At 37.8% G+C, this 24086-nt stretch carries 22 protein-coding genes; 16 read left to right on the top strand and 6 right to left on the bottom strand.

The window, feature by feature from the left end; translation table 11 throughout:
- Positions 1–57: 57 nt before the first annotated feature.
- From recG to PALPR_RS11920, 3 genes are read right to left on the bottom strand one after another with little or no spacing between them, the layout of a single operon-like run.
- Positions 58–2154, bottom strand: a complete 2097-nt coding sequence (recG, locus tag PALPR_RS11930; protein ID WP_013445890.1) for an ATP-dependent DNA helicase RecG — start codon at positions 2152–2154, stop codon at positions 58–60.
- Positions 2155–2171: 17 nt separating this feature from the next.
- Positions 2172–3230 (bottom strand): acyltransferase, encoded by a 1059-nt coding sequence (locus PALPR_RS11925; RefSeq protein WP_013445889.1) that lies wholly within the window; start codon positions 3228–3230, stop codon positions 2172–2174.
- Positions 3227–3895 (bottom strand): 2-C-methyl-D-erythritol 4-phosphate cytidylyltransferase, encoded by a 669-nt coding sequence (locus PALPR_RS11920; RefSeq protein ID WP_041620398.1) that lies wholly within the window; start codon positions 3893–3895, stop codon positions 3227–3229. The genes PALPR_RS11925 and PALPR_RS11920 overlap by 4 nt, the downstream gene beginning before the upstream one ends.
- Before the next feature lie 205 nt (positions 3896–4100).
- Here PALPR_RS11920 and PALPR_RS11915 point away from each other — a divergent pair, with 205 nt between their 5' ends.
- Both PALPR_RS11915 and folE read left to right on the top strand, forming a co-directional pair.
- Positions 4101–4583, top strand: coding sequence for an SPOR domain-containing protein (locus PALPR_RS11915; protein WP_013445887.1), 483 nt, complete (start codon positions 4101–4103; stop codon positions 4581–4583).
- A gap of 7 nt (positions 4584–4590) precedes the next feature.
- Positions 4591–5187 (top strand): GTP cyclohydrolase I FolE, encoded by a 597-nt coding sequence (gene folE, locus PALPR_RS11910; protein WP_013445886.1) that lies wholly within the window; start codon positions 4591–4593, stop codon positions 5185–5187.
- A 24-nt stretch (positions 5188–5211) separates the two neighbouring features.
- On the opposite strand, the gene PALPR_RS11905 is transcribed toward folE, so the two are convergent.
- The 3 genes from PALPR_RS11905 to PALPR_RS11895 all read right to left on the bottom strand — a co-directional run bounded on the left by PALPR_RS11905 (position 5212) and on the right by PALPR_RS11895 (position 8206).
- The gene (locus PALPR_RS11905; RefSeq protein WP_013445885.1) at positions 5212–5544 is read right to left on the bottom strand and encodes a hypothetical protein; all 333 of its coding nucleotides are present in this window, start codon (positions 5542–5544) and stop codon (positions 5212–5214) included.
- 65 nt (positions 5545–5609) lie between these two features.
- Positions 5610–7058: a hypothetical protein gene (locus tag PALPR_RS11900; RefSeq protein ID WP_013445884.1), complete on the bottom strand. Its 1449-nt coding sequence runs from the start codon at positions 7056–7058 to the stop codon at positions 5610–5612.
- Positions 7055–8206, bottom strand: a complete 1152-nt coding sequence (locus PALPR_RS11895) for a hypothetical protein (protein ID WP_013445883.1) — start codon at positions 8204–8206, stop codon at positions 7055–7057. Before PALPR_RS11895 ends, PALPR_RS11900 begins: the two co-directional genes overlap by 4 nt.
- An 811-nt stretch (positions 8207–9017) precedes the next feature.
- Between PALPR_RS11895 and PALPR_RS11890 the strand changes: the two genes are divergently transcribed.
- The 14 genes from PALPR_RS11890 (at position 9018) to PALPR_RS11815 (ending at position 23938) form a co-directional block, all read left to right on the top strand.
- Entirely contained in the window at positions 9018–9794 is a 777-nt protein-coding gene (locus tag PALPR_RS11890; RefSeq protein WP_013445882.1) for a hypothetical protein, read from the top strand.
- 304 nt (positions 9795–10098) lie between these two features.
- Entirely contained in the window at positions 10099–11121 is a 1023-nt protein-coding gene (locus PALPR_RS11885) for a DUF4062 domain-containing protein (protein WP_013445881.1), read from the top strand.
- 224 nt (positions 11122–11345) lie between these two features.
- Entirely contained in the window at positions 11346–12056 is a 711-nt protein-coding gene (locus PALPR_RS11880) for a hypothetical protein (protein ID WP_013445880.1), read from the top strand.
- Between the two features lie 244 nt (positions 12057–12300).
- Positions 12301–12915, top strand: a complete 615-nt coding sequence (locus PALPR_RS11875; protein WP_148226476.1) for a hypothetical protein — start codon at positions 12301–12303, stop codon at positions 12913–12915.
- A 259-nt stretch (positions 12916–13174) separates the two neighbouring features.
- Entirely contained in the window at positions 13175–13942 is a 768-nt protein-coding gene (locus PALPR_RS11870; protein WP_013445879.1) for a dihydrofolate reductase family protein, read from the top strand.
- 188 nt (positions 13943–14130) lie between these two features.
- Positions 14131–14736 (top strand): tetratricopeptide repeat protein, encoded by a 606-nt coding sequence (locus PALPR_RS11865; protein WP_013445878.1) that lies wholly within the window; start codon positions 14131–14133, stop codon positions 14734–14736.
- A gap of 243 nt (positions 14737–14979) precedes the next feature.
- The gene (locus PALPR_RS11860) at positions 14980–15642 is read left to right on the top strand and encodes a hypothetical protein (RefSeq protein WP_013445877.1); all 663 of its coding nucleotides are present in this window, start codon (positions 14980–14982) and stop codon (positions 15640–15642) included.
- Positions 15643–15880: 238 nt separating this feature from the next.
- Positions 15881–17542, top strand: coding sequence for an IPT/TIG domain-containing protein (locus PALPR_RS11855; RefSeq protein ID WP_013445876.1), 1662 nt, complete (start codon positions 15881–15883; stop codon positions 17540–17542).
- Positions 17543–17554: 12 nt separating this feature from the next.
- On the top strand, positions 17555–19195 hold the full coding sequence (locus PALPR_RS11850) for a Kelch repeat-containing protein (protein ID WP_013445875.1): 1641 nt from the start codon (positions 17555–17557) through the stop codon (positions 19193–19195).
- 519 nt (positions 19196–19714) lie between these two features.
- The gene (locus PALPR_RS11845; RefSeq protein ID WP_148226474.1) at positions 19715–20299 is read left to right on the top strand and encodes an XAC2610-related protein; all 585 of its coding nucleotides are present in this window, start codon (positions 19715–19717) and stop codon (positions 20297–20299) included.
- Between the two features lie 555 nt (positions 20300–20854).
- A complete protein-coding gene (locus tag PALPR_RS11835; protein WP_013445872.1) occupies positions 20855–21316 on the top strand; it encodes a hypothetical protein in 462 nt (153 codons plus the stop codon).
- A gap of 264 nt (positions 21317–21580) precedes the next feature.
- On the top strand, positions 21581–22174 hold the full coding sequence (locus PALPR_RS11830) for a hypothetical protein (protein WP_041620396.1): 594 nt from the start codon (positions 21581–21583) through the stop codon (positions 22172–22174).
- Positions 22175–22409: 235 nt separating this feature from the next.
- A complete protein-coding gene (locus tag PALPR_RS11825; protein WP_013445870.1) occupies positions 22410–23309 on the top strand; it encodes a retropepsin-like aspartic protease in 900 nt (299 codons plus the stop codon).
- 266 nt (positions 23310–23575) lie between these two features.
- Positions 23576–23938, top strand: coding sequence for a hypothetical protein (locus PALPR_RS11815; RefSeq protein WP_013445869.1), 363 nt, complete (start codon positions 23576–23578; stop codon positions 23936–23938).
- Positions 23939–24086 lie beyond the last annotated feature (148 nt).

The raw sequence follows: 24086 nt of genomic DNA, 5'->3' as shown, positions 1-24086 counted from the left end.
TTAAAGTTGTCCAAAAATAAAGAAATGGCTCGTTCATACAAAAGAAATTCTATTTTCTTAACTAATTGAACCCCAATTTAAGGTATTCGTTTTCATTTTTCTTAATTGTGTAGCCAACACCCTGTTCTCAGTTTTGATTAGTTGCGGGTCATCTTCCAGAATTTCCATGGCAGCGTTTCGGGCTATCTCCAACATTTTTCCATCCTGAGCCAAGTTGGCTATTTTCAGGTCGAAAGGCAAACCGCTTTGTTGCGTTCCTTCCAAATCGCCGGGTCCGCGAAGCTTCAGGTCGGCCTCCGAAATTTCAAAACCATCGTTGGTTCTAACCATAATTTCCATGCGCTTGCGGGTGTCCGAAGCCAGCTTATAATCTGTTAATAAAATACAAAAAGACTGCTCGGCTCCACGCCCTACTCTGCCCCTCAACTGATGCAACTGCGACAGGCCAAATCGTTGTGCACTTTCTATCACCATCACCGATGCATTGGGTACATTTACCCCTACTTCTATCACCGTGGTGGCAACCATTATCTGGGTTTGACCCGTTACGAATTTTTGCATCTCGTGGTCTTTTTCTGCGGGCTTCAATTTGCCATGCACTTTGCTGATTGTGTACGTTGGAAACACTTCGCGCATATATTCATAACCCGTTTCCAGGTTTTGTAAATCAATTTTTTCCGATTCCTGAATGAGCGGATACACGATATAAATTTGCCTTCCGGCTTCTACCTGTTTGGCAATAAACTGGTTGAGACCCTGCCGCTTATTTTCGTAGTAATGGTAAGTCTGAATCGGTTTTCGTCCGGGTGGCAATTCATCAATCACCGAAACGCTTAAATCACCATAAAGCGTCATGGCCAATGTCCGCGGAATAGGTGTAGCAGTCATTACCAGTATGTGTGGCGGCTGAACGTTTTTCCGCCAAAGCCGGGCGCGTTGCTCTACGCCGAATCGATGTTGCTCGTCGATAACCACCAGGCCCAGGTTGCTGAATTGCACCGTGTCTTCAATCAGTGCGTGTGTTCCTATGAGAATGTTCAACTCGCCGCTGCGGAGTTTCTCGTGCAGCTCCACGCGGGCTTTGGGGCGAGTAGAGCCGGTAAGCAATGCTACACTAACGCCCATATCGCCTAAAAATTCTGTCAGGCTGGCAAAATGTTGCGTAGCCAGAATTTCGGTAGGAGCCATGATGCATGCCTGAAAGCCATTGTCCACAGCCATAAGCATAGCCATCAGCGCTACGAGAGTTTTTCCACTTCCCACATCGCCTTGCAGCAGGCGGTTCATTTGACGACCCGAAGCAACATCGATGCGAATTTCGCGTAACACCCGTTTTTGAGCGCCGGTAAGTTCGAACGGAAGAAAATCTTTGAAGAAAGTATTGAAATAATGTCCTATTTGCCCGAAAACAAACCCTTTGAAATGTTGGTCGCGCCACTTGGTTTGTTGCAGGATATTCAGCTGAATATAAAAAAGCTCCTCGAACTTTAGTCGCTGACGGGCTTTGTTGAGCGCATTGGCATTTTTGGGAAAATGAACGTTCACCAGCGATTCGGTGAGGTTCATAAGTGCAAATTTCTGAAGCAGATACGCCGGAAGTGTATCGGGGATGCCGGGCTTGATAGACTGAATAACCGGGAAAATGATTTTCTGAAGCATCTTCGAATTCAGAAAACTGTTTTTCATTTTTTCCGATGTATTGTAAAATGGTTGGAGTCCCATTTGCTCGGGTGGTGGCAACTGCGATACCAACTCTATCTCGGGATGAACAATGTTGAACCGTCCGTTGAATGGCGATGGTTTACCGAAAACAACGTACTGAACTCCTGTTTTGTACTTATCAATAACGTATTTTACGCCTTTAAACCAAACCAGTTCTATGGTTTCACGCCCATCGGTAAAAATGGCTGTCAACCGTTGCGTAGGTCCTTCGCCTACTTTTTCGAAACGGATAATTTGCCCTTTTACCTGAATAAAAGGCATGTCTTCGGATATTTCGTGGAGGTAATAAAACCTGCTCCTGTCCACATATTTGTAAGGGTAGTGGCGCAACAAATCCTCGGCACTGCGTATGCCAAGCTCTTTGTTGAGCAAATCCGCTTTTTTCGGTCCTACACCGGGCAGGAATTTTATGTCTTGTGAGGAGAGATCCATAGTTTGTTATGTTTGCATTAACCCGTCACCCGTTTACCGCCCGGCAGTATGCGAAACACATAAATAATGGCAAACGAGCATACCAGTACCATAAGCGTAATCACAGGCAATGAAATAAGCGGATGGGCAATACCCCAATAAATTCCGTGGTCGAACATGATGCTGATAATGATAATATGAACCAGGTAAATACCATAGCTGTATTTGCTCACAGTTTCGAAAGTCTGATACAGATGCCTGTTTTCAAATGTCAGGTCTTTTACCAGCATAAATATGGCAATGGACTGAATGATGGTGTTTACGCCAAGGTAACTGTACATGGTCAGATCCAGTTTATGGTTGTTTTTGCTGAAAAGGTAAGTGAAAAATGCCGACACTGCCACAGTCAGCAGAAATACTAAAGCCGCTGCAAATCGGGTTTTGGCTGTACAAACGGGTAATTTCAGCAGGTAATAACCCAGCACCATGTAGCCCGAATACAGAACATACCCCAACAGTTTACTGCCGTAGTCGCCGGACCAGCTGTACATGTTCAACGGTATAGATTTACAGGCAAAGGTAAGCACCACCCACACCAACAGCACCCAGGATATTACCGACAGGTTAAGCTTTTGCAGCGCTTTGCCCAGAAACGGGACAAACAGGTAGAGAAACAAAATCATGTAGATATACCAAAAGTGCTTCGAGACGCCTTCCAGTAAAAACAGGTTGGTAGCCCATTGCACAATGCCCTGAAGGTCGTGCGGCTGTATTTTGGGATAGAGCAGCAGCCAGCGGTAAACCCAATACGCCACCATCCAGAAAAGAAATGGAATAAGAACGCGGGTGAATCTCCTTTTGTAGAACTCGCTCAGTTTGTATTCTTTCCCCAGCAGAGTGGCACCACTGAGCATAAGAAACAATGGTACGGCAAACCTTACGGCACTGTCCACCACATTACCTATCCACCAGAAGTGCAAATTTTTACCGTAGGTCATATTGACCAGCGGCGAAGACACATGAATAATAACCACACCCACTATAGCAAGCGTGCGTAGGGTGTCCAGCCATTGAATGTTGGTATGCTTTGCTGTCATTGCATAAGAGTTTCTACAATTCGTAAATCAAATTCTGTAGTAATTTTGATGTTTTCGCGGTTGCCTTCCACCAAATGTATTTTCACTCCGTTGGCTTCCACCACCGATGCATCGTCGGTGAAAAGCGGAGAAAAGTCCTGCTCATAAGCTTTCAGCACTATCTCGCTGCTGAACACCTGCGGTGTCTGCACCAACTTGTAGGCTGTCCGATCCACCGACAGGCTTTCGCCTTCGGTCAGCTGCCTGATACTATCCACCAAATCCACCACCGGAATAACGGCGCCGTGTCTGGCAGCTTCGTCAAAGCAGCGTGCAATGGTTTCGGTGCTCACCAAGGGTCTGACACCGTCGTGTATTGCCACCCGGGCAGCAGTTCCAATGGCTTGAAGTCCGTTTTTGACCGACTGAAAGCGGGTTTCTCCACCTGCTACTACCGTATGCGACAGCGTGAAGGCGTGCTTCCGGCAGAGCTCATCCCAAAAACCAAACTGAACAGCAGGCAGTACCAGAATTAATGGCATCAAGGCATCGTAACGCCGAAAAGCTTCGAGCGTATGCATCAGCACAGGCTTGCCCTGCACCTCAATAAACTGTTTGGGAATGTCGGCTCCCATGCGCACTCCTTTTCCTCCGGCTACAATAATGGCAATGTTGGAATTAGTCATAAAACAAAAAAAATATAAAGGCACTTTTAAAAAATGCAAGAACAAAGATAGCATTAAGCGATTAAAAACAAATTATGAAGAATGAATAATTATAAGAAAATTTGATTCTTAGTGTTTTACAAAACATATAAATTACAATTTTCGGGAAAATAGTCTGAAAAACCATAACATTTATATAACTTTGCAGCCAATAAAAAACAAGAAAATGAAAATGAAAAGTTTTGCGTTTGTTGCTGCTTTAGTCCTGATAATAGGAGCCTTACAAGCACAACAAAACCAGGAAGTACAGAAACACAATATCGTTGATGCACTAACTTCTACCGACTCCACCACTCGTGCAACCGTAAAAATTCATCAGGATAAACGAATAGACCAACTGCTTGCCAACAAGAAGCATATCAGCGACCCTACGATGGCCAATGGTTTCAGGGTGCAGGTTTTTTCGAGCAATGTGCAGCGTACAGCCAAAACCGAAGCTTTTCGGATAGAGAAACAAATTAAAGAACAATTTCCGGACGAAGCTGTTTATGTAAACTATACTTCGCCTTTCTGGAAAGTGAGAGTGGGCGATTTCAGAACACAAGCGGAAGCACAACGGGTTAGAGCTCAACTCAAAGAAGCATTTCCCAATTTAAAAAGCGAAATATATATTGTTCGGGAACAAATTATAATTTCGAGCTCAAAATAAAAATATGATGGATTTCAATCTCAACCAACCGGTTCCTTTTGACGCAGAGAAAACAGCTAAAATTGCCGAACATTACCACCAAATTATAGAATTACTGGGCGAAGACGTAAATCGTGAAGGTTTACTGAAAACCCCCGAACGTGTTTCGAAAGCCATGCAGTTTTTGATGCAGGGCTACGAGCAGGATCCGGAAGAAATACTCCGCTCGGCCATGTTTACCGAGAACTACCGCCAAATGGTAATCGTGAAGGACATCGATTTCTACTCCATGTGTGAGCATCACATGCTACCGTTTTTCGGCAAAGCGCATATCGCCTATATTCCGAACAAACAAATTACCGGATTGAGCAAAATAGCCCGTATAGTGGAGGTATATGCCCGCCGCATGCAGGTACAGGAACGCATGACCACGCAAATAAAAGCCTGTATTCAGAAAACATTGAACCCCATGGGCGTGATGGTAATTATCGAAGCGCAACACCTTTGCATGCAAATGCGCGGAGTGCAGAAACAACATTCTATCACCACCACTTCGGACTTTACTGGTGTATTTGAGCAGGCTAAAACCCGCGAAGAATTCATGAATCTGATCAACAGGAAATGACCCCTAATCCCCTAAAGGGGACTTTTATAGTTTTTTCTCTACCAGTTCATCGGCTATACGCACACAATGAGGGCACGGGAATGCACTTTCTTTTATGTCCGGGCAGTTCCGATGTCCTGTAGCGGCTATAAACTCACTTTCGATGCTTGGTTTGCCTGCCTGACGCAGTAATCGTTCGGCAGCAAACAGAGCTCCACAAATTCCACCCTCGGCGCGTCCGCCACCCCAAGCGCGGAATTCTTCTATTTCAGCATCGCTGATAGTAAATTCTTTTTGAAAGCCTTTCAATAGTGCTTGAGCGCAATTTAAATTTTCAGGAAGAACATGAAAATATTCTTCGGATTTTTTACGTGACATGATTATATTTAGTTACGAGTTACAAGTTACGGGTTACAAGATGGTGTTGATTGCTTAGGGTGGTTTTATTGATGATTCTTTTGTTCGTAGATTATTATCACCACCGCACCTTTCTCAAACTGCCTGACAGGAGTCCAGCGCATCGGGTTCTCCAGTTCATCGAGCAACGAGTCGTCTACATTCGAAATGTTGGAGTAAATAAAATATCGGTTGTTAGCGTTAGCGCTAATCGTCTTGTCGGCATTGCCTAACTCGGTAAACCGCCGGTTACCATACAAACAAAAGCCGCCCGAAATGTCTTTATAATTCCATCCTTGCTTATCAATATACTGAAAACATTCGGTTCTTAATCCGTAGTAAGGCAGATGCGCCAGTGTGCAGTCCCACGATTTTGCTATCTTTCGGGGATAAATCCACAGATGCCCGGTGAGTTCGAAGCAAAGCACCACCATCAGATACACAATGATTTTTCTGCCTGCAACAATTTCTGTAAGCCCTTTCAGCACCAGTACCGTGAGCAGAAAAAACTGCGGCATAAAATATCGGGCTGAGAAAGGCATACGGGTAACGCATCCCAACAGCAAATACAATCCTGCCAGAAACACAAAAAGTAAAAGCACGGTTTTGAGTTCCGCCGACAGCGTTTTTATTTTCTTTGCCAAATGAAATGCAACATATATTCCAATAAGCCAGAGAGCGATTCGCCCATTCTCTACCGAGCGAAGTCCGTATTCAGCCAGATGTTTCACCACAGCCCCTACGCCCGACGGAAGCGAGTAATGTCCATCGGCAGCCCCATGAGTGAAAAACCACCCACGAACAGCAAAGTAATAACCGAAATAAGCTGCTGTAAGCACAAACGCCGGAAGGTAAGGCAGCAAAATATTGGAAACCGAACGCAGGTTCAGGGCTTTGGGTGCTTGCAGGCGGGAGTAGTAAAGCTGTGCAGCCAACAAGGCGGCTCCGGCAAAAATCCCCCGCATATTCACAGCACACAACACTATCAGCCCCAGGGCAAGTAGCCGGGGTTTATGCTCCAGCATTCCCCTGAGCGCAACGATGAATGCCGTAAGCAAAATAAAATCGGGCGAAGCGATGGCAAACTGCGTAAGCACCGTAGGCTCCAGCATGACGATAAACAGCACCCATCCGGCCATCGCGTGGGAAAAGAACCGAGTGAGCAGCTTCCACACATTGCAGACCAAAACCACAGCCCACAACATCACAAAAGCGTGCGACACCCAAAGCCGGTAGCCGAAAATTTTCCACAACGCAGCGGTGATCGTACCCATCAGCGGAGGATGATATCCCGTAGCAATCCCGTCGACACCCGTATCGGTAGCAGGCAGTAACAATGTGCTGAATCCGTTCTGATAATATCCGTGAGCCTCCTTGGAAATCTGTTGAATAGTATCCCAGAAATAGCCATTGTTCAGACACAGCACGCCAAGCACTGCATATATCAGCAGCACCGGCACCTGAAAAGACAAGCTGTTTTTAGTCTCCGCTGTCATGCGCTTTGGGTTTTTAAACCGACCACAAAATCCACCGAAGTGAAAATAATGACCAGTAAATAAACAAAAAAGGCCGGTTCAGCAGGCAAAATATCGTGATACCTGGAGCAGCGGATATACGAGTAGGTAGAAACCAGCACAATGCCTAAAGTCAAATGAATATTCTTACGGATAACCATATAATACAATACGCCCAACACATCGGCTGTGTACATATAGCGTTCGTGCATGCCCGGAAGCAGAAACGGCACCACCATGGCACTCAGAAAAGCCAGTCGCACCCAACTCTCGAACGTAAACGTAATGCTCTTTCGGCTCAGCCACCAGCCCGTCGCGACCGTAAACAGAGTCGTGCTAACCGTACCTGCCACGCGCACCGACGTATAATACTCATTGCTTATCCAGATATAGATATTGGGAAAGTTTAGCGTAAGGTATCTGAACTCACCGGCCTGTTGCAGATAAATGCTCAGCAGTCCGGTAAACGACCGACCGTACAACCACGCTGGCAGTATGCTTAGCACAAACACAACAGGGACGAGCAGGAAGTAATACCAGCGGATATTTCCCTTTAGCAGCATCACAAAGTAAAACGGCAGCAATAGGGCGGTCTGCAACTTAAAGGAAAAGGCTATTCCCAAAAAGAGCAGAGACAGAAACTGTTTCTCACGGAGTGCATAATAAATGCTTCCCACCACAAAAGCGGCATAAACAGCATCGCACTGAGCCAGATAACTACTGTTGAGCAATACGGTAGGCAGCAGTGGAACGATGGCGAGCGAAATCCACAGAACGTTGTTGTTCCGGTATTTCAGGTAAGCAGTTTTTCCGATATAATAGGCCATCAGGTATTCGAACAGTATCGACACTATTTTGACGGCATACAAAGGGTACACTCCCACCTTGGCAATGCCAATGAGCAGGTAGATATACGCCGGAGTATAATTATAAAAGTCAAACTTCAGCGACGCCGCATAGCCGTGCGTTTGAATAAAATGCAACCACGGTGCAAGATAGTGCGTATAATCTCCTGTCTGTACGGGGAACAATGCCACTTTGACAACCAACCCGAAACAAATCAGAAGCAGGCAGCTTTCCTTTCTGAAAAGAACAGTGCTTGTAAAATTACCGTATGGCAGAGGTTTCATGGCAGGTATTGAGTTATAAGGCCGTAAAATTACAAAAAAACAAGGTATAAAATTCCGATAATAGCTAAGTACAATGATAAAACGAGGTCAGCCCGCAAAATAATCTTATACGCTGGGCAATCTATAGAACAATATTAGCAAACTATTAGAAACCAACTCAAAAATATTGCCGCTTCGGTAAAAAAGAATGCGTCTGCCAAACGAAAGAACACGTCTGACGAACGAAAGAATGACACCTACAATAGTGTAGAGATGTCTTGACATATCATACCATCCACTTCACACACCGACAATTAGCTTTAAGCTAACAAAAATCATGTTGTGTGAATTAAAAAAATAATACAATTATTGATTTTGTAAAATAATGTTTTTATCTTTGGGGCTGAAATATACTTTTCCATGTAAACGAAGGAGATAGCAAGGCGAACAGTATGCTGATAAAAGCTTTCTGGTAGTAAAACAACAGAGATATATACACATATAACGGTGAAAGGTTTCGATCAAATCAAAAATCCATTGGATCAGTTAGATATAAAATGAAGCACAGCGTAGATTTCCTAAGTAAATAAGAGCACCTATGCAAAATAAGTGACAAAACTATATAATACACAATAACAGATAATTAATAGCACATCAAACAGAAACTAAAGTTTATATATGGTCACCTAGGTGCCGATATAAATTGTTATGCGGCATAGTAAAAAAAGAAAAAGACTGAGTTACGGTTGAAAAATCTTTGACTAACGACCTACTTTCGAGAATGAATGAATACTATAATATTTAAAGTAATGACTTATATCGACTTCAATTTATGTTAATACAACAGGACTTATTTTCGTATTGGGATATTATTTTGGGTATTTTGATACTCTTTGTTTTTATTCCTTTTATCTATATTGGGTATTTGAAAAGGCTTAAATTATCAGAGAAGAACGAACTATATCATTTTCCAGGAGAATATAATGCAAATGAAGCAAATGAAATTATCGACTATATTGAAAAACTTGAAAAGTTATTTGGGAAAAGATTTTCAAACTTTAAAAACTTATTAGTGAAGTTTGAGAAAGATCCAGCTGAAGACAAAAGAGTGTATGTTGAAGCAATCGAAAGTATTATATTTTGCATTAAACTCAACGGAGAAAGAAGATTGAAAGTATTTTGGAACTTTTCTGACAGTTTTCTTAAGATTTTAATTTTTATGTTACCTATTACAAGTGTAATTATCGTAATCATATCCGAAATCTATTTTGATTTGACGGGGCTTGTGTTTAGCATAATTGCAACGATTTTTAGTTGGCCGTTTATCCTGATTAATTTTTCGTCTTTTTTGAAAATTTCACAGAAAATATTTCGAAAAAAAGGAACTTCGTTACCAGCTTTAAGTCTCGCTTACTTTGCATTAGACACGTTAATTAACAGTCATGTTTCTAGAGCCTATGACAAAAAAACGGAAACTTACTATTATTGTACTACAATTCACAAATACAACGAATTAGTAAACGAAGATTTTAAATTTAGTAGTTATCATATTCCGACCAGCGGAGAGATATTAGGTGATTTGAGTAAACAAGCATTAGGAGAAAAATAAAATGTTCGACAGACTTTGCTCATTATCTTGCTGAAAGCGCATTTAGACAACGAGAATAACTGTTTGCGATAGAATTTACATTTTATCGGCGGACATTTAAACGACTGAAAACAACAAAACTACGACCGCATAACACACGCCTATGTTCATTGGCTGGCTGACGTGCATTCCGGCAGCTTTGCTCCCGCATTAACTTTGTCGTTTCGCGACAGCGAATTGAAAATCAGCGAAGCTAATGCTCACGCAAACCGCCAATGCCCATAGCCTCGGTCGTTAGCACCAATTTAAAAAAAAAGAAAAACTAATGGAAAAAAGATATCAAGTATTTGTGAGTTCAACATATCAAGACCTTGTTGAAGAACGTATTGAAGTTATTCAAGCACTATTGGAACTTGATTGTATTCCTGTTGGTATGGAGTATTTTCCTGCTGCCGATGAGACTCAATGGGATTTTATAAAAAAACTGATTGACGAATCTGATTATTATGTTGTAATCATAGCTGGAAAGTACGGTTCTGAAGACGAAAAAGGAATTAGCTATACACAGAAAGAATATGAGTATGCTTTGAGTAAAGGTATACCTATTATTTCATTTATACATGATGACATTGATTCATTGCCAAGTTCAAAAACAGAAAAAGACAAAAAGAAAATTGCTAAGTTAGAGGCTTTCAAAGAAAACGTAAAGAAAAAACTCTGTAAATATTGGAATAACCCGCAAGGTTTAGGTGCAGTTGTTAGCAGAAGTATTAGTCAAGCTAAAAAGAATTATCCAAGAATTGGATGGGTTCGAGCGGATTCCTATAGTGAAACTTCAGAAAAAGAAGTAGTTCAATTATACAAGCGAATTGAAATTTTAGAAAAGCAGCTAAATGAGAAATCTACATTTAATCAAACTAAAATTGAAAACTTAGCTGGTGATAATGAATCTATAGAAATTTTTGTAGACGTAGAGTTCGGACCATGGGGAAAACGTAAAATAGAAAGAAAATCGCTAATTTTAACTTGGAATAAAGTTGCATATTATATGTTTCCAAAATTGATTGAACCACAAAGAGAAACAGCTATTAAATCACATGTTTCTACATTCTTAAAGGAGATATATTTAAACGAAAATATTGGGACTGAATTTGACGACCATATTTCTTTAAAAGTTTCGAATGTCTTTTATGATACATTGAAAATTCAATTTCAGCTACTAGATTTGATAAAATATTACGACACTGAAGTTACAAATGATGAAGGAACCAAAACAGTAAAAATGGGGGTTTTGACTGAAAAAGGGAAAGAAAAACTAATAAGTCTGAGAGCCGTAATAAAAAAATAAAAACTGGTGCTAACACACGCCTATGGTCACCGGCTGGCTGACGTGCACTTTGCGGGTTTTGCTCCTGCCTGCGGCAGGCAAGCCCGCATTAGCTACGCTGATTTGCAATTAGCTTCGCTGATCTTCGATTCACTTTGTCGTTCCACGGCAGCGAATGCTCACGCAAACCGCCAATGCCCATAGCCTCGTTCGTTAGGGGCAATATTAGAAAAAAAAGAAAAGACATGAAAATCAGAGACATTTCATTAGTGTTATTCTTTCTTTTTACTCTTTTGAGTTGCACTGAAAGACAAAAAGGAAATGAAGTAAGACGAAATTTTGATACAACGACTATAGTTAAACTCTTAAAAACAAAATCGGCAGTAATCGACACGACTTCTAAAGTTTCCCACGACTTCGGATTTTCTAGTAAGAAACTGAAAGAGATTGCAAATAGGTCAGAATATAAATTTAGTATGCTTTATGACAACAATTCAAAGACACTTAGTATTTGTTGTGCAGGAGAAAAATTCTCAAATATCTTTGGTTCTATTGAAAAAGACTCGTTACTTTCAAAGTATCCATATTTTGAATTTAGAGGAGAAACTTATAAATCTTTTGGAGAGACTTTTAAAGTGACAAAATACTTTTATAAAGGTTCTTTTATCAAGACTTTCTTTTACAAACATGCAAATTCTTTAGAAATTGCATGTGCAAAAATAGTTGATGACAGCATTGAAATTAAGAACCATATTAAAATAGGTTTTCCCAAGAAACAGTTTCTAAATATGCTATTCGACAAACAAGATATTGATTATTTGGCAAAGTACGACACTATAAATATTGGAGAAGATGAAACTGGAGAAATGGACTACTATTACATTTTCAGAAAAGAGAAATTGAAAAAGATTATAATCGACACTGCAAATGATTGGTTGGACAAAGAACTAAAATAAAACAAAATACTGCCCCTAACACACGCCTATGTTCATTGGCTGGCTGACGTGCATTTGGCAGGTTTGCTATTGCCTGCCGCAAGCAAGCCCGAAATCAACGGGCACGACCAACGGGAGTAAACTGCAGGATGCCTATAGGCTAGGTCGTTATGGGGCAAGTTTTAAAAAAAATACAAACTTGTTGGCTGAAAAACTATCGACTAGCTTTTCGTTTTTCGACTCTAAAATAATAGAAAACACAAATATGAACTCAAAGACTAAAATGCAGAATTTTTTCGACTCGAAATACGAAAACATTCAATATATTGAGAAATATGAGGAGAATATAGAATTCTTTAATAATCTCTTGAAAAACGGACATAAAGAAGATATTGAGTTTGTAATTCCGATTAAAATGTACCATTATGCCGACCCTTTGAATCAAACTGGAAATTACAGCAAAGCACTGACCGTATTGAATGAAATAGAAGAAGATATAGAGAAACTTAAAGGACAATCTAAACGATATAACCAGTTCTTGGAAAGTGTTACATTCTTAAAAGGTGTTTGCTTAGCAAGACTAAAGAAATACAAAGAATCAAATAAGGAATTTACGAAAATACTGAAGAAGAATCCAACGAATGATAGATATATAAACTGGTATAAATCTAACAAAAAAAATGAAATAGATCGATTATTTTGGATATTCTTGATTTTGGGGCTTGGCTATTATTTACTTGTTCTTATCTTACAATTTTCAGGACTTAAAATTGAAAATGTAATTTTAAGAGAAATTGGTTCTGCAATAGCTTTGCTGTCAATTGTTGGATCTTTTGCTTGGAAAAAATTGATTGACAAACAAATTTTAAAATTGAAATAAAAAACCGTACGCCTAACACACGCTTTTGTTCATTGGCTTGCTGACGTACAATTTGGCAGTTTTGCTCCTGCCTGCCGCAGGCAAGCCCGCATTAGCTACGCTGATTTGCAATTAGCTTCGCTGATCTTCGATTCACTTTGTCGTTTCACGACAGCGAATGCTCCCGCAACCAACGGTCACGACCAACGGGAGTAAACCGCCAAATACCCATAGCCTCGGTCGTTAAGACCAAATGTAAAGAATAATAAAGCACAGAAATATGAATAGACCCAAAGTTGTATTACAAGTAAGCTCGTCAATTGATGGTAGAATTTCATTTATGCCAAATTCAACAATGTTTTCACCAATAGATAATTCATTAAAACCTTTTACTTTAAAAGATGAGGACTGGAAATATTTCGATAAAACAGTGAAATCTTTACATGAGATTGATTTCTATTTAGAAGGAAGCAATATGTTGATTTCTGATATTGATAAGATAAAAGAATTGCCGGAATACTCAGGTAATAGGGAGTTGTTGTACCAAGATTATTTACCTGAGAAAATTATTAATCGAGAAGGTCGGAGGACCTGGACTTCTGTTGTTGATGGACGTGGTAGATTTCGTAATGGTTATAAAGCATACTTTGATAATCCTGAAACCTATATGATTCATTTGACTAGTTATAATGCGCCTCAAGAATATTTAGCTTTTTTACAAAGGGAAGAAATTCCATATATAATAACTGGCAAAGAAAAGGTAAATCTTACCGAATCATTTGATAAGCTTTATAACATACTGAATGTAAAATGTATTTTGACCACTTCTGGTGGAAAACTTGCCGGGGCATTAATACGCGAGAATTTACTAGATGAAATCAATATACTTTTTAGTCCTTCGATTTATGGTGGATTTCAAACGCCTATCCTATTTAATTCACCAGATATTGAAGTCCCTAAAATATTGCCAAATAAATTGAGGTATATTGAGTCACATGTGTTTGATAGTGGGTCGATATGGGTTAGATATGAAGTAATAAAAAAATAGCACTATAGCTAACACACGCCTATGTTCATTGGCTGGCTGACGTGCATTTTGGCAGTTTTGCTCCGGCCTGCCGCAGGCAAGCCCGAAACCATCGGTCACGACCAACGGGAGTAAACAGCAATTACCCATAGCCTCAGTCGTTAGTAGCAATTATAGAAAAAAAAGAAGGACCATTTAGAGGACGAATTATGAAAAAAATCACATTATTACTACTAGTTATAGTTACTTTATCTTGCAATTTGAGTCGAGAGCAGAAAGACAAAAGTTCGTCGACATTCTCGGATGAAATTATCAATATTTCGAACAAAGAAGCGAAATTATTGTACGAAAAAAGCATTGAAAGTGCGAAAAACAATGATTTTAAAACAGAATTATCTTTGTTGATTAAGGCTGACAGTATTTGTCCAAATACGCCATGCATTTTGACTAACATTGGGACTGATTACGCAATTTTTAAGGATTATACACTCGCAATTAATTATTACGACAGGGTGTTGAATATAAATTCACAATACTCAAAGGTACATGTCAACTACGCTAAAGTACTTAATCATTTGGAAAGATATAGCGAAGCTGTTGAAATTGAAAAAAAAGGCTTAGAAATAGATTCGATTCACGAATTAGATAAAAAAATGTTGTTGTTTAGTTTGGGAATTACATATTCTAAGCTAGAGAAGTATGATTTGGCACTGAATGCATTAACTAAAGCAAATGAATGTTCAAATCATGAATATAAAAAAGACGAAATTAAAGGACTCGAAGACTATATCAAATCTAAAATGAAAAACAAATAACTGCTGCTAACACACGCCTATGTTCATTGGCTGGCTGACGTACATTCCGGCAGTTTTGCTCCTGCCTGCCGCAAGCAAGCCCGCATTAGCTACGCTGATTTGCAATTAGCTTCGCTGATCTTCGATTCACTTTGTCGTTTCACGACAGCGAACGCTCCCGCAACCAACGGTCACGACCAACGGGAGTAAACCGCCAATGCCCATAGCCTCGGTCGTTATGCATAAGTTATAAAAAAGAAAAACATGAGACAATTAATGCTGACTGTTATCGTATTTCTCACGACTGTAATATCCGGACAGACAAAACAAGAGCTGACTAATTTTGTTCCTAAAGGATTCGTAATTTCTGAAAAAATTACGGGTGATTTAAATAAGGATGGATTAACCGACTGTGTTCTCATTATTAAAGGAACAGATAAAAAGATGATTGTTAAGAACAGGAATTCTGAGGAAGTTGACCGAAACCGACGAGGAATAATCATTTTACTCAACAAGAATAACAGTTTCGAGTTGACAACTAAAAACTATAATTGTTTTTCGTCTGAAAATGAAGATGGTGGTGTTTATTTTGCACCAGAACTCTATATTGAGATAATCAAGGGAAACTTAAGCATACATTATGGACACGGACGATATGGATTTTGGCGTTATACTTTCCGATTAAAAGATTCGTACTTCGAGCTTATAGGTTATGATTCGAGTGATAATAGAGGACCTGTGGTAAACAGAGAAACAAGTATTAATTTTTTGAGTAAGAAGAAGAAAATAAGAGAGAATACAAACCAAAATGTGTCGGCAGAGAGTGAAGAAGTTTTTAAGGAAACTTGGGAGAAAGTTCAATTAGACAAGCTTATTAAATTGTCTGAAATTATAGACTTCGATGAACTAGACCTTGAAAACAACTAAAAATAATTGCCCCTAACACACGCTTTTGTTAATTGGCTGGTTGACGTGCATTCCGGCGGTTTTGCTCCCGCCTGCGACAGGCAAGCCCGCATTCACTTGTCGTTCTATGACAGCGAATTGAACTAAAAATCAGCAAAGCTAAAATCGGCGAAACTAATGCTACCGCAACCAATTGTCATAACCAACAGGAGAAGATGGGCACAGGCTAGGATACTAGCTAACATAGAAAATACTTAGCATGCAATTTAATCTTAAAATCAATTGCAATATAGAAACAGTTAGAAACAAGGAAAATAAGATGAATAAAATATTTTGCATTAAAAGTTGTTTGAAGCCATTGTGCATATTAACGATTGTGATAGTCACTATTTTACAATCCTGTAATCAAAATAATGACTTGGTTGTGAAAACGGAGAATTTGACACAGTTTGAATTAACACAACCGGAGATACTTGATGTAACTAAAAAGGGATTATCTCTACAATTCGATTTTAGAAGTTGTGTTGATCTGGCAGTAGATGAATATGGATTGATATGGTATGATAAAGAAGACTCCATATTAGTAAATAATTGTGTAAAATCAGTCATGGGTAAACCAACTAATAGAGAAAAAATATATTTTGAAATAAATAGTTGCCTACCCATAAATAAAATAATCTACATTCGCGCTTATATCAAAGTTCAAGGTAAAGTAAAGTATAGTCAATTTGTATCTGTCGAATCTCAGGGTTGTATTGCCCCAGTAATTACTAAATTGTTGCCTGAAAAAATACTAGCATCAAAGCAAATAAAAATTGAGGGTACAAATCTTATAAGGACAAAAAATCCTTCGTATTTAAAAATATCTGTCAACGATTATCAAATCAATCCAGACTCGGTAACCGAAGATGGAATCTATTTCACTTTACCTTCGAAATATTTTGAATCGAATCATTTCAGTTACGAGATGACATTAAAAATAATCATGTTTGGGAGTGAATATCCAATTGAACAGAAATGGACGTTAACCAATCCGTGGCGCAACATAAGCTTGTCTGGAAACTTTCCCTATAACTTTTCATTTTACAAAGGCTGTGCTACAGGTTATAATAATAAAGGGTTTGTGTTATTCGGGAATCAAAATTCTAAAATTTATACCTACGATGCAGATAATAATAGTTGGTCTAATTCGGACATGCCATTATCAGTGGATGAAAACAGTTTTTGTTTTAATGCAAATAATAAAATATATGTTATGACGCAAGGAGTTATGTATTCGCGAGATGTAAATGGAAGCACTTGGGAACAGGTAACCATATACCCGTCAAAATATTCTAATAATAAACCTTTTTTTCATTTTGTAGATAATTGGTTATATATAGGTTTTTTTCAGAATTACAATTCATATGGTGTACGGGAATTTAGAAGATATAATATAAAAGAAAATGTATGGGAAAAGCTAGCATCTATACCAGATGCCGGTGGTAATGTATACAGTTATTTTACTTTCGATTTTGCCAATAAAATTAACTTTGGGACGCGAAGAGTTAATGAACCATGGGAGTATTCGTCCAACCATCGGATATGGTGCTATTCAATTTCGAAAAACATATGGTCATGGGATTTTGAAGCAGAATACTCAGATTATCCAAACCTGTATGATGAATTAGAACTTACCAGTTTTAATGATGGAATAAATGTGTTTATTGGTTTTGGTGAAAATAGTGATTGGCCTTCATATTGTGCCGATTATGCTTGGAATCTTAATAAGAAGAATGGTACGTGGAATATGATTCCAAGATGTCCCTCCCATATTAAATTAATCGCATGGTTCTCAGTTGGCAGAAAAATTTATTTATTGGGCACAGATCAAGATCATATTCAAAAGTATTTTTATGAATTAGATACAACCAAAATATAAAAATTATAGGCAATGAGAATAGTCAGTAAATATAGAGTATTACTTTTTCTATTTGTTGTAACTTTTTTATCGTGTAAAAATGACGAAATACAACCTACGACAAACATTAATAAGTATTCAGAGAAACATGCACTATCTGTTGATACTATATTGATTTCAGGTTCAGCATCTATTAAAGTCAAATCTACATTTAATTTGGCTTTCGATCCTACTATCAATGAAATCGGCGTTATGTTAACAAACGATCTAAATAGAATAATTGGGAAAAAAGTATTTGGTCTAAGTACTATCAAATCAAAAGAAACTACCTATTTTGACAGTTTATCAATAGGAAGCTATTCAGTCAGGTCTTATCTGATTAATCATAATAAAAAGGATACAATTTATAGTAATACAGAAACGATTAAAATTCAAAATATTGATTTTAATGATTATGCGATTACGTGTTATCCTAGCTACTATTCATCAGATGATAAGGCAGTATACAGTAAAAGCACTGGCGAGTTTATAGTGATTTTTCTGCATACAAACAGAGAGTTACCTCTCGATGAAATCAAAATCAAACTTGGTGATAATTTGATATTTAAACCGAATAATATTGAAAAAGAAATTTCTTCGGAAATAAAGAAATATGAATATTATATTCAACTGAATATAACCGATAATATACCATCAGGGGTATATGATGTCGAATTAACTGAAAACAACGTGAAATATCCCACAGGAGTACAGATCGACAAACTATCGGGTAGTTGGGAACGAATTAATTCTCTTTTTTCTGGCAAACTAAAGGGTGGCACCAAAATTTATTTCCAATCAGGAAAAGATGCTTTTATTGGAATTGGAGAGTCTTTTTATGTGTCCAATTCAAAGATTAATTTATTCAAATTCGATTTACAAAACTATACTTGGGAAGAATTAACTACTTTAGACTTATCACCCAAACAGATATGGGATCAAAATACGGGTGTAGTTATCAATAACACGGGATACGCATTGTTAAACATATTTACCGATTACGAACTGTGGGCTTACGATATTATACAAAACAAATGGATATTTATTACAAGTGCACCGAACGAAATGAAAAAATCTGATGGAGCTATAGTGTATTTTCTCAACAATAAACTATATCTAGCAGGTGGAACATATGCTTCAACAGGTAATGAATTAATATATCTAAATACTGTTTGGTGTTATAACATTGAGAGAAATGAATGGACGAAAAAAAACAATAAAATGCCATTTAATTATCGAGGATTTTCATACACTTATTCAACATTTTCATCAAGTAAATCAGCATACTTTATTTTTAGCAATGCATCTCTCAGAGAGTTCTGGCGATATACAGAAGCTGATGATTCATGGACAAAACTATCAATTCCTTATCCTCTGTTATCTGAAGGAGGAAGAGCTATTTATCACAATGGATTGTTTTATTATGTGGGGGGAAAATTAATTACATCTTTTTTTGATGCCAGTACAAACTGTTGTTACACATATTCAGAACAAACAAATACTTGGAAACAAATTGCCAATTTACCAAATGAAATTTCATGTGGAACTGCCTTTGAGTATAACAATCATCTTTTTTTCGGTATGGGTTATGGAAGCTATGCAGCATCACTTTCAATGTTTAAATACAGTGAATAATTGACGTGACGAACATTCGTGTTTTTCAATTTCATGAACAATTGAAAATACACTTTTGCTAACACACGGCTAGCCTCGTTCCAACCTTAGTTTCAGTAGTATACTCAGGCTCTAGTTCAGCGTAGTTTGTTCGGCCAAGTGTCTTCGCTTGGTCGTAGCTAGAAGAAAGTCTCCAGACTTCCAAAAAATACAAGACAGAGCATCTCTATATCCCCTGAATATATTCTTGATTAGATAAGAAAAAAATAATATTGATTGGTGTTAGAAGTTTAGCGGGCAGGATTTCTGTTAGCAGTCTTTGATCCTGCATTCACCTTATCGTTTCACGACAGCGAATGCTCCCGCAAACCGCCAAATGCCCATAGCCTCGGTCGTTAGCGGGCATTTTAGAAAAAAAAGAAAGACAAGATGAAAATAAGGTTTTTAGTTTTTTTGACTGCAATTTTAATGTTGAGTTGCAAGGGAAAATCCCAAGAAACAACTTTATCACAAGTTGACAGCTTGAAAACGGTGCGATCCGTGACACAAGAAGCTGTCGAGCAAAAAAGTGAAGTCAAAATTGAAACAACTGAAATTTTATGCGACTCTGTTTATAAAGACAAAGGGTACAAAATTACCTTAACTAAGTTTGACTTAGACAACGTTGGAGACGAAACAAGGTCAAATTCCATTTTCTCTCTGTACAAATTTGTAGAAGGAAAATATTCTCTGATTTACAAAGACTCAATATTTTTTCAATTTCAGGAGGTGAAGTTTGAAGACTTCAACAACGACAAAGTAAAAGACATTCTCATACAAAACTATTCGTCGGCGAGAAGTAATTTGTTCTATTATTTGTATACTGTTGACACGAAGAATGACAAATTGAAAAAAATAGATGGTTTTGAAAGAATTCCAAACCCGACATTTCTGTCAAAGTACAAAATTATTGAGGGCTCGGCTGTTGCAGGAAAAGACTGGACTAAGTTCTATGAAATTAAAGGTGATAGTATTCACGACTTTGGAGTTGTAATTTACGACAACCATTTGGAAAACTCGAATTATGAAAGAAACTATAAAAAAGCAATCAACAAATTAATGAAAAACAAAAAAACTACCCCCTAACACACGCCTATGTTCGTTGGCTGGCTGACGTGCATTCCGGCGGCTTTGCTCCCGCCTGCAGGAGGTAAGACTGCAACCATCGGTCACGGCCAACGAGAGTAAATCGCCAATGCCCATAGCCTTGGTCGTTAGGTGTAAGCGTAAAAAAAATAAAGACTGGGCATAACCATTCGAAGAAAATCTTATTTGACGTTATCTTGACGACATAAAAGGCTGAATTAATATGAAAATTCTTATATCGATTTTATTATTATTGACTTTTACACCTGTTTTTATGCCTTTCGGTAAACTTTCCGAAGATAAAAGAGGTCAACAGACATTGACTGTGAGTTATGCTATTTATCTGCTTTCATTTTCGATTCTAGTATACTGTGCTTTATTTAGAGATTTATATTGGGGATTTGAACTCGGGGATTTGATGATTTACTTTGTTTTTACAGTCACAATGGTTGTTTCAAACTTTGGTATTGGATTGAGAAATAAAACTGGAAGAGAAATTAAGTATTTCTTTTCGACGATAAACATAATTGCAAGCATATATTTAATCATAATGTTATGGAAGCACTTAGTTTGATTGAATGTCGCAACACACAGAAAGCTATGAATGGAATTCTAAAAATATTAAAATACATTGTGGTGATTTTAATTATATTCAGTCTCTTTGGTTTACTCATGGAATTAGGTTTTTCCTATTTCAACCAAAGTAAAAATCAAGAACATAAACTCACATTTATGAATTTCCTTTTGCCATGGCTTATTACAGTCGGATTTATGATTTTTGGTTCAATAGAAATGTATACTGTGAGAACCAATATTGTGAAAACCAAAATTATCTTGATTCTTCTAGGTTTACTCGAATTGATTTCAATCAGATGGCAGTTTGAGTTCTTAATATGGACAATCGAGAAAAGAAATATAGGTGATATTTTTCCTATTTTGACTGGGATTTTAATGATAGCATTCGTATTTGTGAAGTTGTCATTGAATCTGGTGAAACTAAAGAGACAAGAAAAATAAAACAATGGAAATAAACGCCTAACACACGCTATGGGCACAGGCTGGCTGACGTGCATTCCGGCAGTTTTGCTCCTGCCTGCGGGAGGTAAGCCTGCATTAGCTACGCTGATTTGCAATTAGCCTCGCTAATCTTCGATTCACTTTGTCGTTCCACGACAGCGAATGCTCCCGCAAACCGCCAAATGCCCATAGCCTCGGTCGTTAGGCGCAACTATAAAAAACAGAAAACAGATAGTAATAAATAAGAATCAAACAAAAAAAAATATGAAAATGACGACAGGATTGATAATTGGATTGATAGTTTTGATTTCCGCTTTTGGATTTTATTCTTGTAAAGGCAAGGATAAGTCAAGTGAGAAATATGTTCAACCGGAGAAAGTTACAGTGACAAAGGTTAATGAAAATCCCTATCCTGGACTGAGAACTCAGGCAATTAACGTGACTGCAGAGCAACTAAAATTGAAATTAGATGATGATAAAGCGGTATATGGGATTGCAATGGACTGGAATATGGGTAATGCTATTATTACTGTTTTCTCTTTTACAACTGGAGATGCAAGTGTATATATAAGTACTGGACAAGTTCTCATTGGTGGTTATGCACATGAGACTGTAGTTGATGCCGCAAAAGAATTTGTGAAAATAGGAGAAAATTATATTTCAATAGCAAAAAAAACTGATAAAATTGAACCAACGAATGAATCTAAAGTTGATTTCTATTTGTTGACTAAATCTGGAAAATATTATATAGAAGATGATTTGACTTTGATTCAGAATGGAAAGTCTGAATTATCTAAACTTTTTGAAGCGGGTAATAAAGTTATTACAGAATACAGATTAATTGCCGACAAAAAATAGCAGCGCATAACACCCGCCTATGCGCATTGGCTGGCTGACGTGCATTTAGCAGTTTTTGCTCCTGCCTGCGGGAGGTAAGCCTGCAACCAACGTTCGCCGCGACCAACGGGAATAAATTGGCAAAAGAGCTTAGGCTCTCTCGTTATGCTGCATAGTAGAAAAAAACTGAACGTTGACTGAAATAAATTGAATGATTAAAACTCAACACTAACAAGATATAAAATAACAGCAAAGAATGAAGAAAATAGTTCCAATCACTTTGATATTTTTTTGCACTTCAATTTGGGCGCAAATAAAGCCTATTGCCACAATTCCATTTACGTTGGAGAGAAATTCCATATATTTTTACTGCAAAGTAAACGGTTCAGACAGTTTGAAATTTTTATTTGACACAGGTGCCGACGGTTCGGTTATTAATGAACAGGCAAAACAGAAAATTCCATTAAAAATCAACAATCAATCACTTAATGTTGGTTCAAATGGGGCTAATTTAGTTAGTCAGACTTTAGACAACACGATAGCATTTGGAAACATTACTAAATCAAATATTGATTTTACAATAATTCCGTATGGAACTTCCAGCTTTGATGGAGTATTTGGTACAAACTTAATGACAGACCATGTAATTGAAATAGATTATAGTAAAAATGAATTACGCTTTTATGAAATCGCAACATACAACAAGGACTTGAGTGACTATGATGCATTCAAAATTTATTTACCGGGGAATTACGTGTCAATCAAAGGTAGTATTAGGATAAAAGGTAAAAGATATAGTGGATTATTTGGACTGGATACAGGAGCAGACAATGTACTTACCCTTTCATATCCATTTGTAATAGGAAATAAATTAATCAATAAGACAATAAAAATTGGAGCTTCATTATCACAGGGTTCTGATGGGTCTGAATATGAAAATCCCCTTGTTCTACTGCCGGAAGTTGGCATTGGAGCAAAATCATTTTATAGAATACCTGCAGATTTATCCATGTCGAAAGAAGGAGTCGATGCTTCAACAGATAAAATAGGATTCTTTGGAAATAATTTTTTGAAAAGATTTAATGTGGTTCTAAATCTCAAACGAGGGTTTATATATTTAACTCCAAATCACAATTTATATACTGATTTCTTTTAAAGTATAGATTAATAGACAAACAAAAACTACGACCGCTTAACGCACAATTTTATGTTTGTGGAATGAATAAAAATTTTGCTAGTTACAGTTAATTATTGTACTTTTGGTGTGAAAAACCCCGAAATTAAAGGGCTTTTGAAACTACTTCAAATACAGGAAAAAGCCGCAATAGAAATAAGAACAGGTGGAGAACAGGTACCACCATTAAAAAAATGTGGCGAATTCCGAAAAGCCATACGAGTAGGAAATTTTATAGATAAATGAGGATGAAAAAAACTTTTTTTTGCTTATTAGCACTGTTTTATTTTGGATTACCGGAAGTAAAATCGCAAACTTTGAATGACATACCAATAAAAGACATCAATGTTCAGTATTTACAGATTGTTGGCAGGGCGCTTAATTCAGGTCGGGCATTCGACATTGAAATTGATTTCGGTCAGGCCACTAAAATATTCTCGTCGAAGGAGACACGCGTAAAAGACGAAAACGGCAAATCGGTCAAATTCAATTCGATGATAGATGCTCTCAATCTTTTTTGCAAAAACGGATATAAATTCGTCACTGTTTATGTAAACTCAAGCGCCGAACGACCGATTTATTATTATCTGTTGGAAAAAACAAGCAAGTAAACTCTTTAGTGTCTAAATGTCCGGCGTAGTCTCCAGACTACGCCTTGCTAAAAGGAAAGCTTCACCTCACATATTGAAAAAAATAATTAGATTCTTGAGAAGCGAACAGGGGTTTTCAAGATCTTCACACCCCGATCTGATTTTATAA

Source organism: Paludibacter propionicigenes WB4 (genome assembly GCF_000183135.1).
Taxonomy (GTDB): domain Bacteria; phylum Bacteroidota; class Bacteroidia; order Bacteroidales; family Paludibacteraceae; genus Paludibacter; species Paludibacter propionicigenes.
The sequence above is the reverse complement of the archived record's forward strand: the minus strand, read 5'-3'. Positions and strand labels throughout refer to the sequence as shown.

What these genes read in the sequence shown, in the direction of transcription:
- recG (WP_013445890.1), bottom strand. Translation starts at nt 2,154, where the DNA reads ATGGATCTCTCCTCACAAGACATAAAATTCCTGCCCGGTGTAGGACCG.
- PALPR_RS11925 (WP_013445889.1), bottom strand. Translation starts at nt 3,230, where the DNA reads ATGACAGCAAAGCATACCAACATTCAATGGCTGGACACCCTACGCACG.
- PALPR_RS11920 (WP_041620398.1), bottom strand. Translation starts at nt 3,895, where the DNA reads ATGACTAATTCCAACATTGCCATTATTGTAGCCGGAGGAAAAGGAGTG.
- PALPR_RS11915 (WP_013445887.1), top strand. Translation starts at nt 4,101, where the DNA reads ATGAAAATGAAAAGTTTTGCGTTTGTTGCTGCTTTAGTCCTGATAATA.
- folE (WP_013445886.1), top strand. Translation starts at nt 4,591, where the DNA reads ATGGATTTCAATCTCAACCAACCGGTTCCTTTTGACGCAGAGAAAACA.
- PALPR_RS11905 (WP_013445885.1), bottom strand. Translation starts at nt 5,544, where the DNA reads ATGTCACGTAAAAAATCCGAAGAATATTTTCATGTTCTTCCTGAAAAT.
- PALPR_RS11900 (WP_013445884.1), bottom strand. Translation starts at nt 7,058, where the DNA reads ATGACAGCGGAGACTAAAAACAGCTTGTCTTTTCAGGTGCCGGTGCTG.
- PALPR_RS11895 (WP_013445883.1), bottom strand. Translation starts at nt 8,206, where the DNA reads ATGAAACCTCTGCCATACGGTAATTTTACAAGCACTGTTCTTTTCAGA.
- PALPR_RS11890 (WP_013445882.1), top strand. Translation starts at nt 9,018, where the DNA reads ATGTTAATACAACAGGACTTATTTTCGTATTGGGATATTATTTTGGGT.
- PALPR_RS11885 (WP_013445881.1), top strand. Translation starts at nt 10,099, where the DNA reads ATGGAAAAAAGATATCAAGTATTTGTGAGTTCAACATATCAAGACCTT.
- PALPR_RS11880 (WP_013445880.1), top strand. Translation starts at nt 11,346, where the DNA reads ATGAAAATCAGAGACATTTCATTAGTGTTATTCTTTCTTTTTACTCTT.
- PALPR_RS11875 (WP_148226476.1), top strand. Translation starts at nt 12,301, where the DNA reads ATGAACTCAAAGACTAAAATGCAGAATTTTTTCGACTCGAAATACGAA.
- PALPR_RS11870 (WP_013445879.1), top strand. Translation starts at nt 13,175, where the DNA reads ATGAATAGACCCAAAGTTGTATTACAAGTAAGCTCGTCAATTGATGGT.
- PALPR_RS11865 (WP_013445878.1), top strand. Translation starts at nt 14,131, where the DNA reads ATGAAAAAAATCACATTATTACTACTAGTTATAGTTACTTTATCTTGC.
- PALPR_RS11860 (WP_013445877.1), top strand. Translation starts at nt 14,980, where the DNA reads ATGAGACAATTAATGCTGACTGTTATCGTATTTCTCACGACTGTAATA.
- PALPR_RS11855 (WP_013445876.1), top strand. Translation starts at nt 15,881, where the DNA reads ATGCAATTTAATCTTAAAATCAATTGCAATATAGAAACAGTTAGAAAC.
- PALPR_RS11850 (WP_013445875.1), top strand. Translation starts at nt 17,555, where the DNA reads ATGAGAATAGTCAGTAAATATAGAGTATTACTTTTTCTATTTGTTGTA.
- PALPR_RS11835 (WP_013445872.1), top strand. Translation starts at nt 20,855, where the DNA reads ATGGAAGCACTTAGTTTGATTGAATGTCGCAACACACAGAAAGCTATG.
- PALPR_RS11830 (WP_041620396.1), top strand. Translation starts at nt 21,581, where the DNA reads ATGAAAATGACGACAGGATTGATAATTGGATTGATAGTTTTGATTTCC.
- PALPR_RS11825 (WP_013445870.1), top strand. Translation starts at nt 22,410, where the DNA reads ATGAAGAAAATAGTTCCAATCACTTTGATATTTTTTTGCACTTCAATT.
- PALPR_RS11815 (WP_013445869.1), top strand. Translation starts at nt 23,576, where the DNA reads ATGAAAAAAACTTTTTTTTGCTTATTAGCACTGTTTTATTTTGGATTA.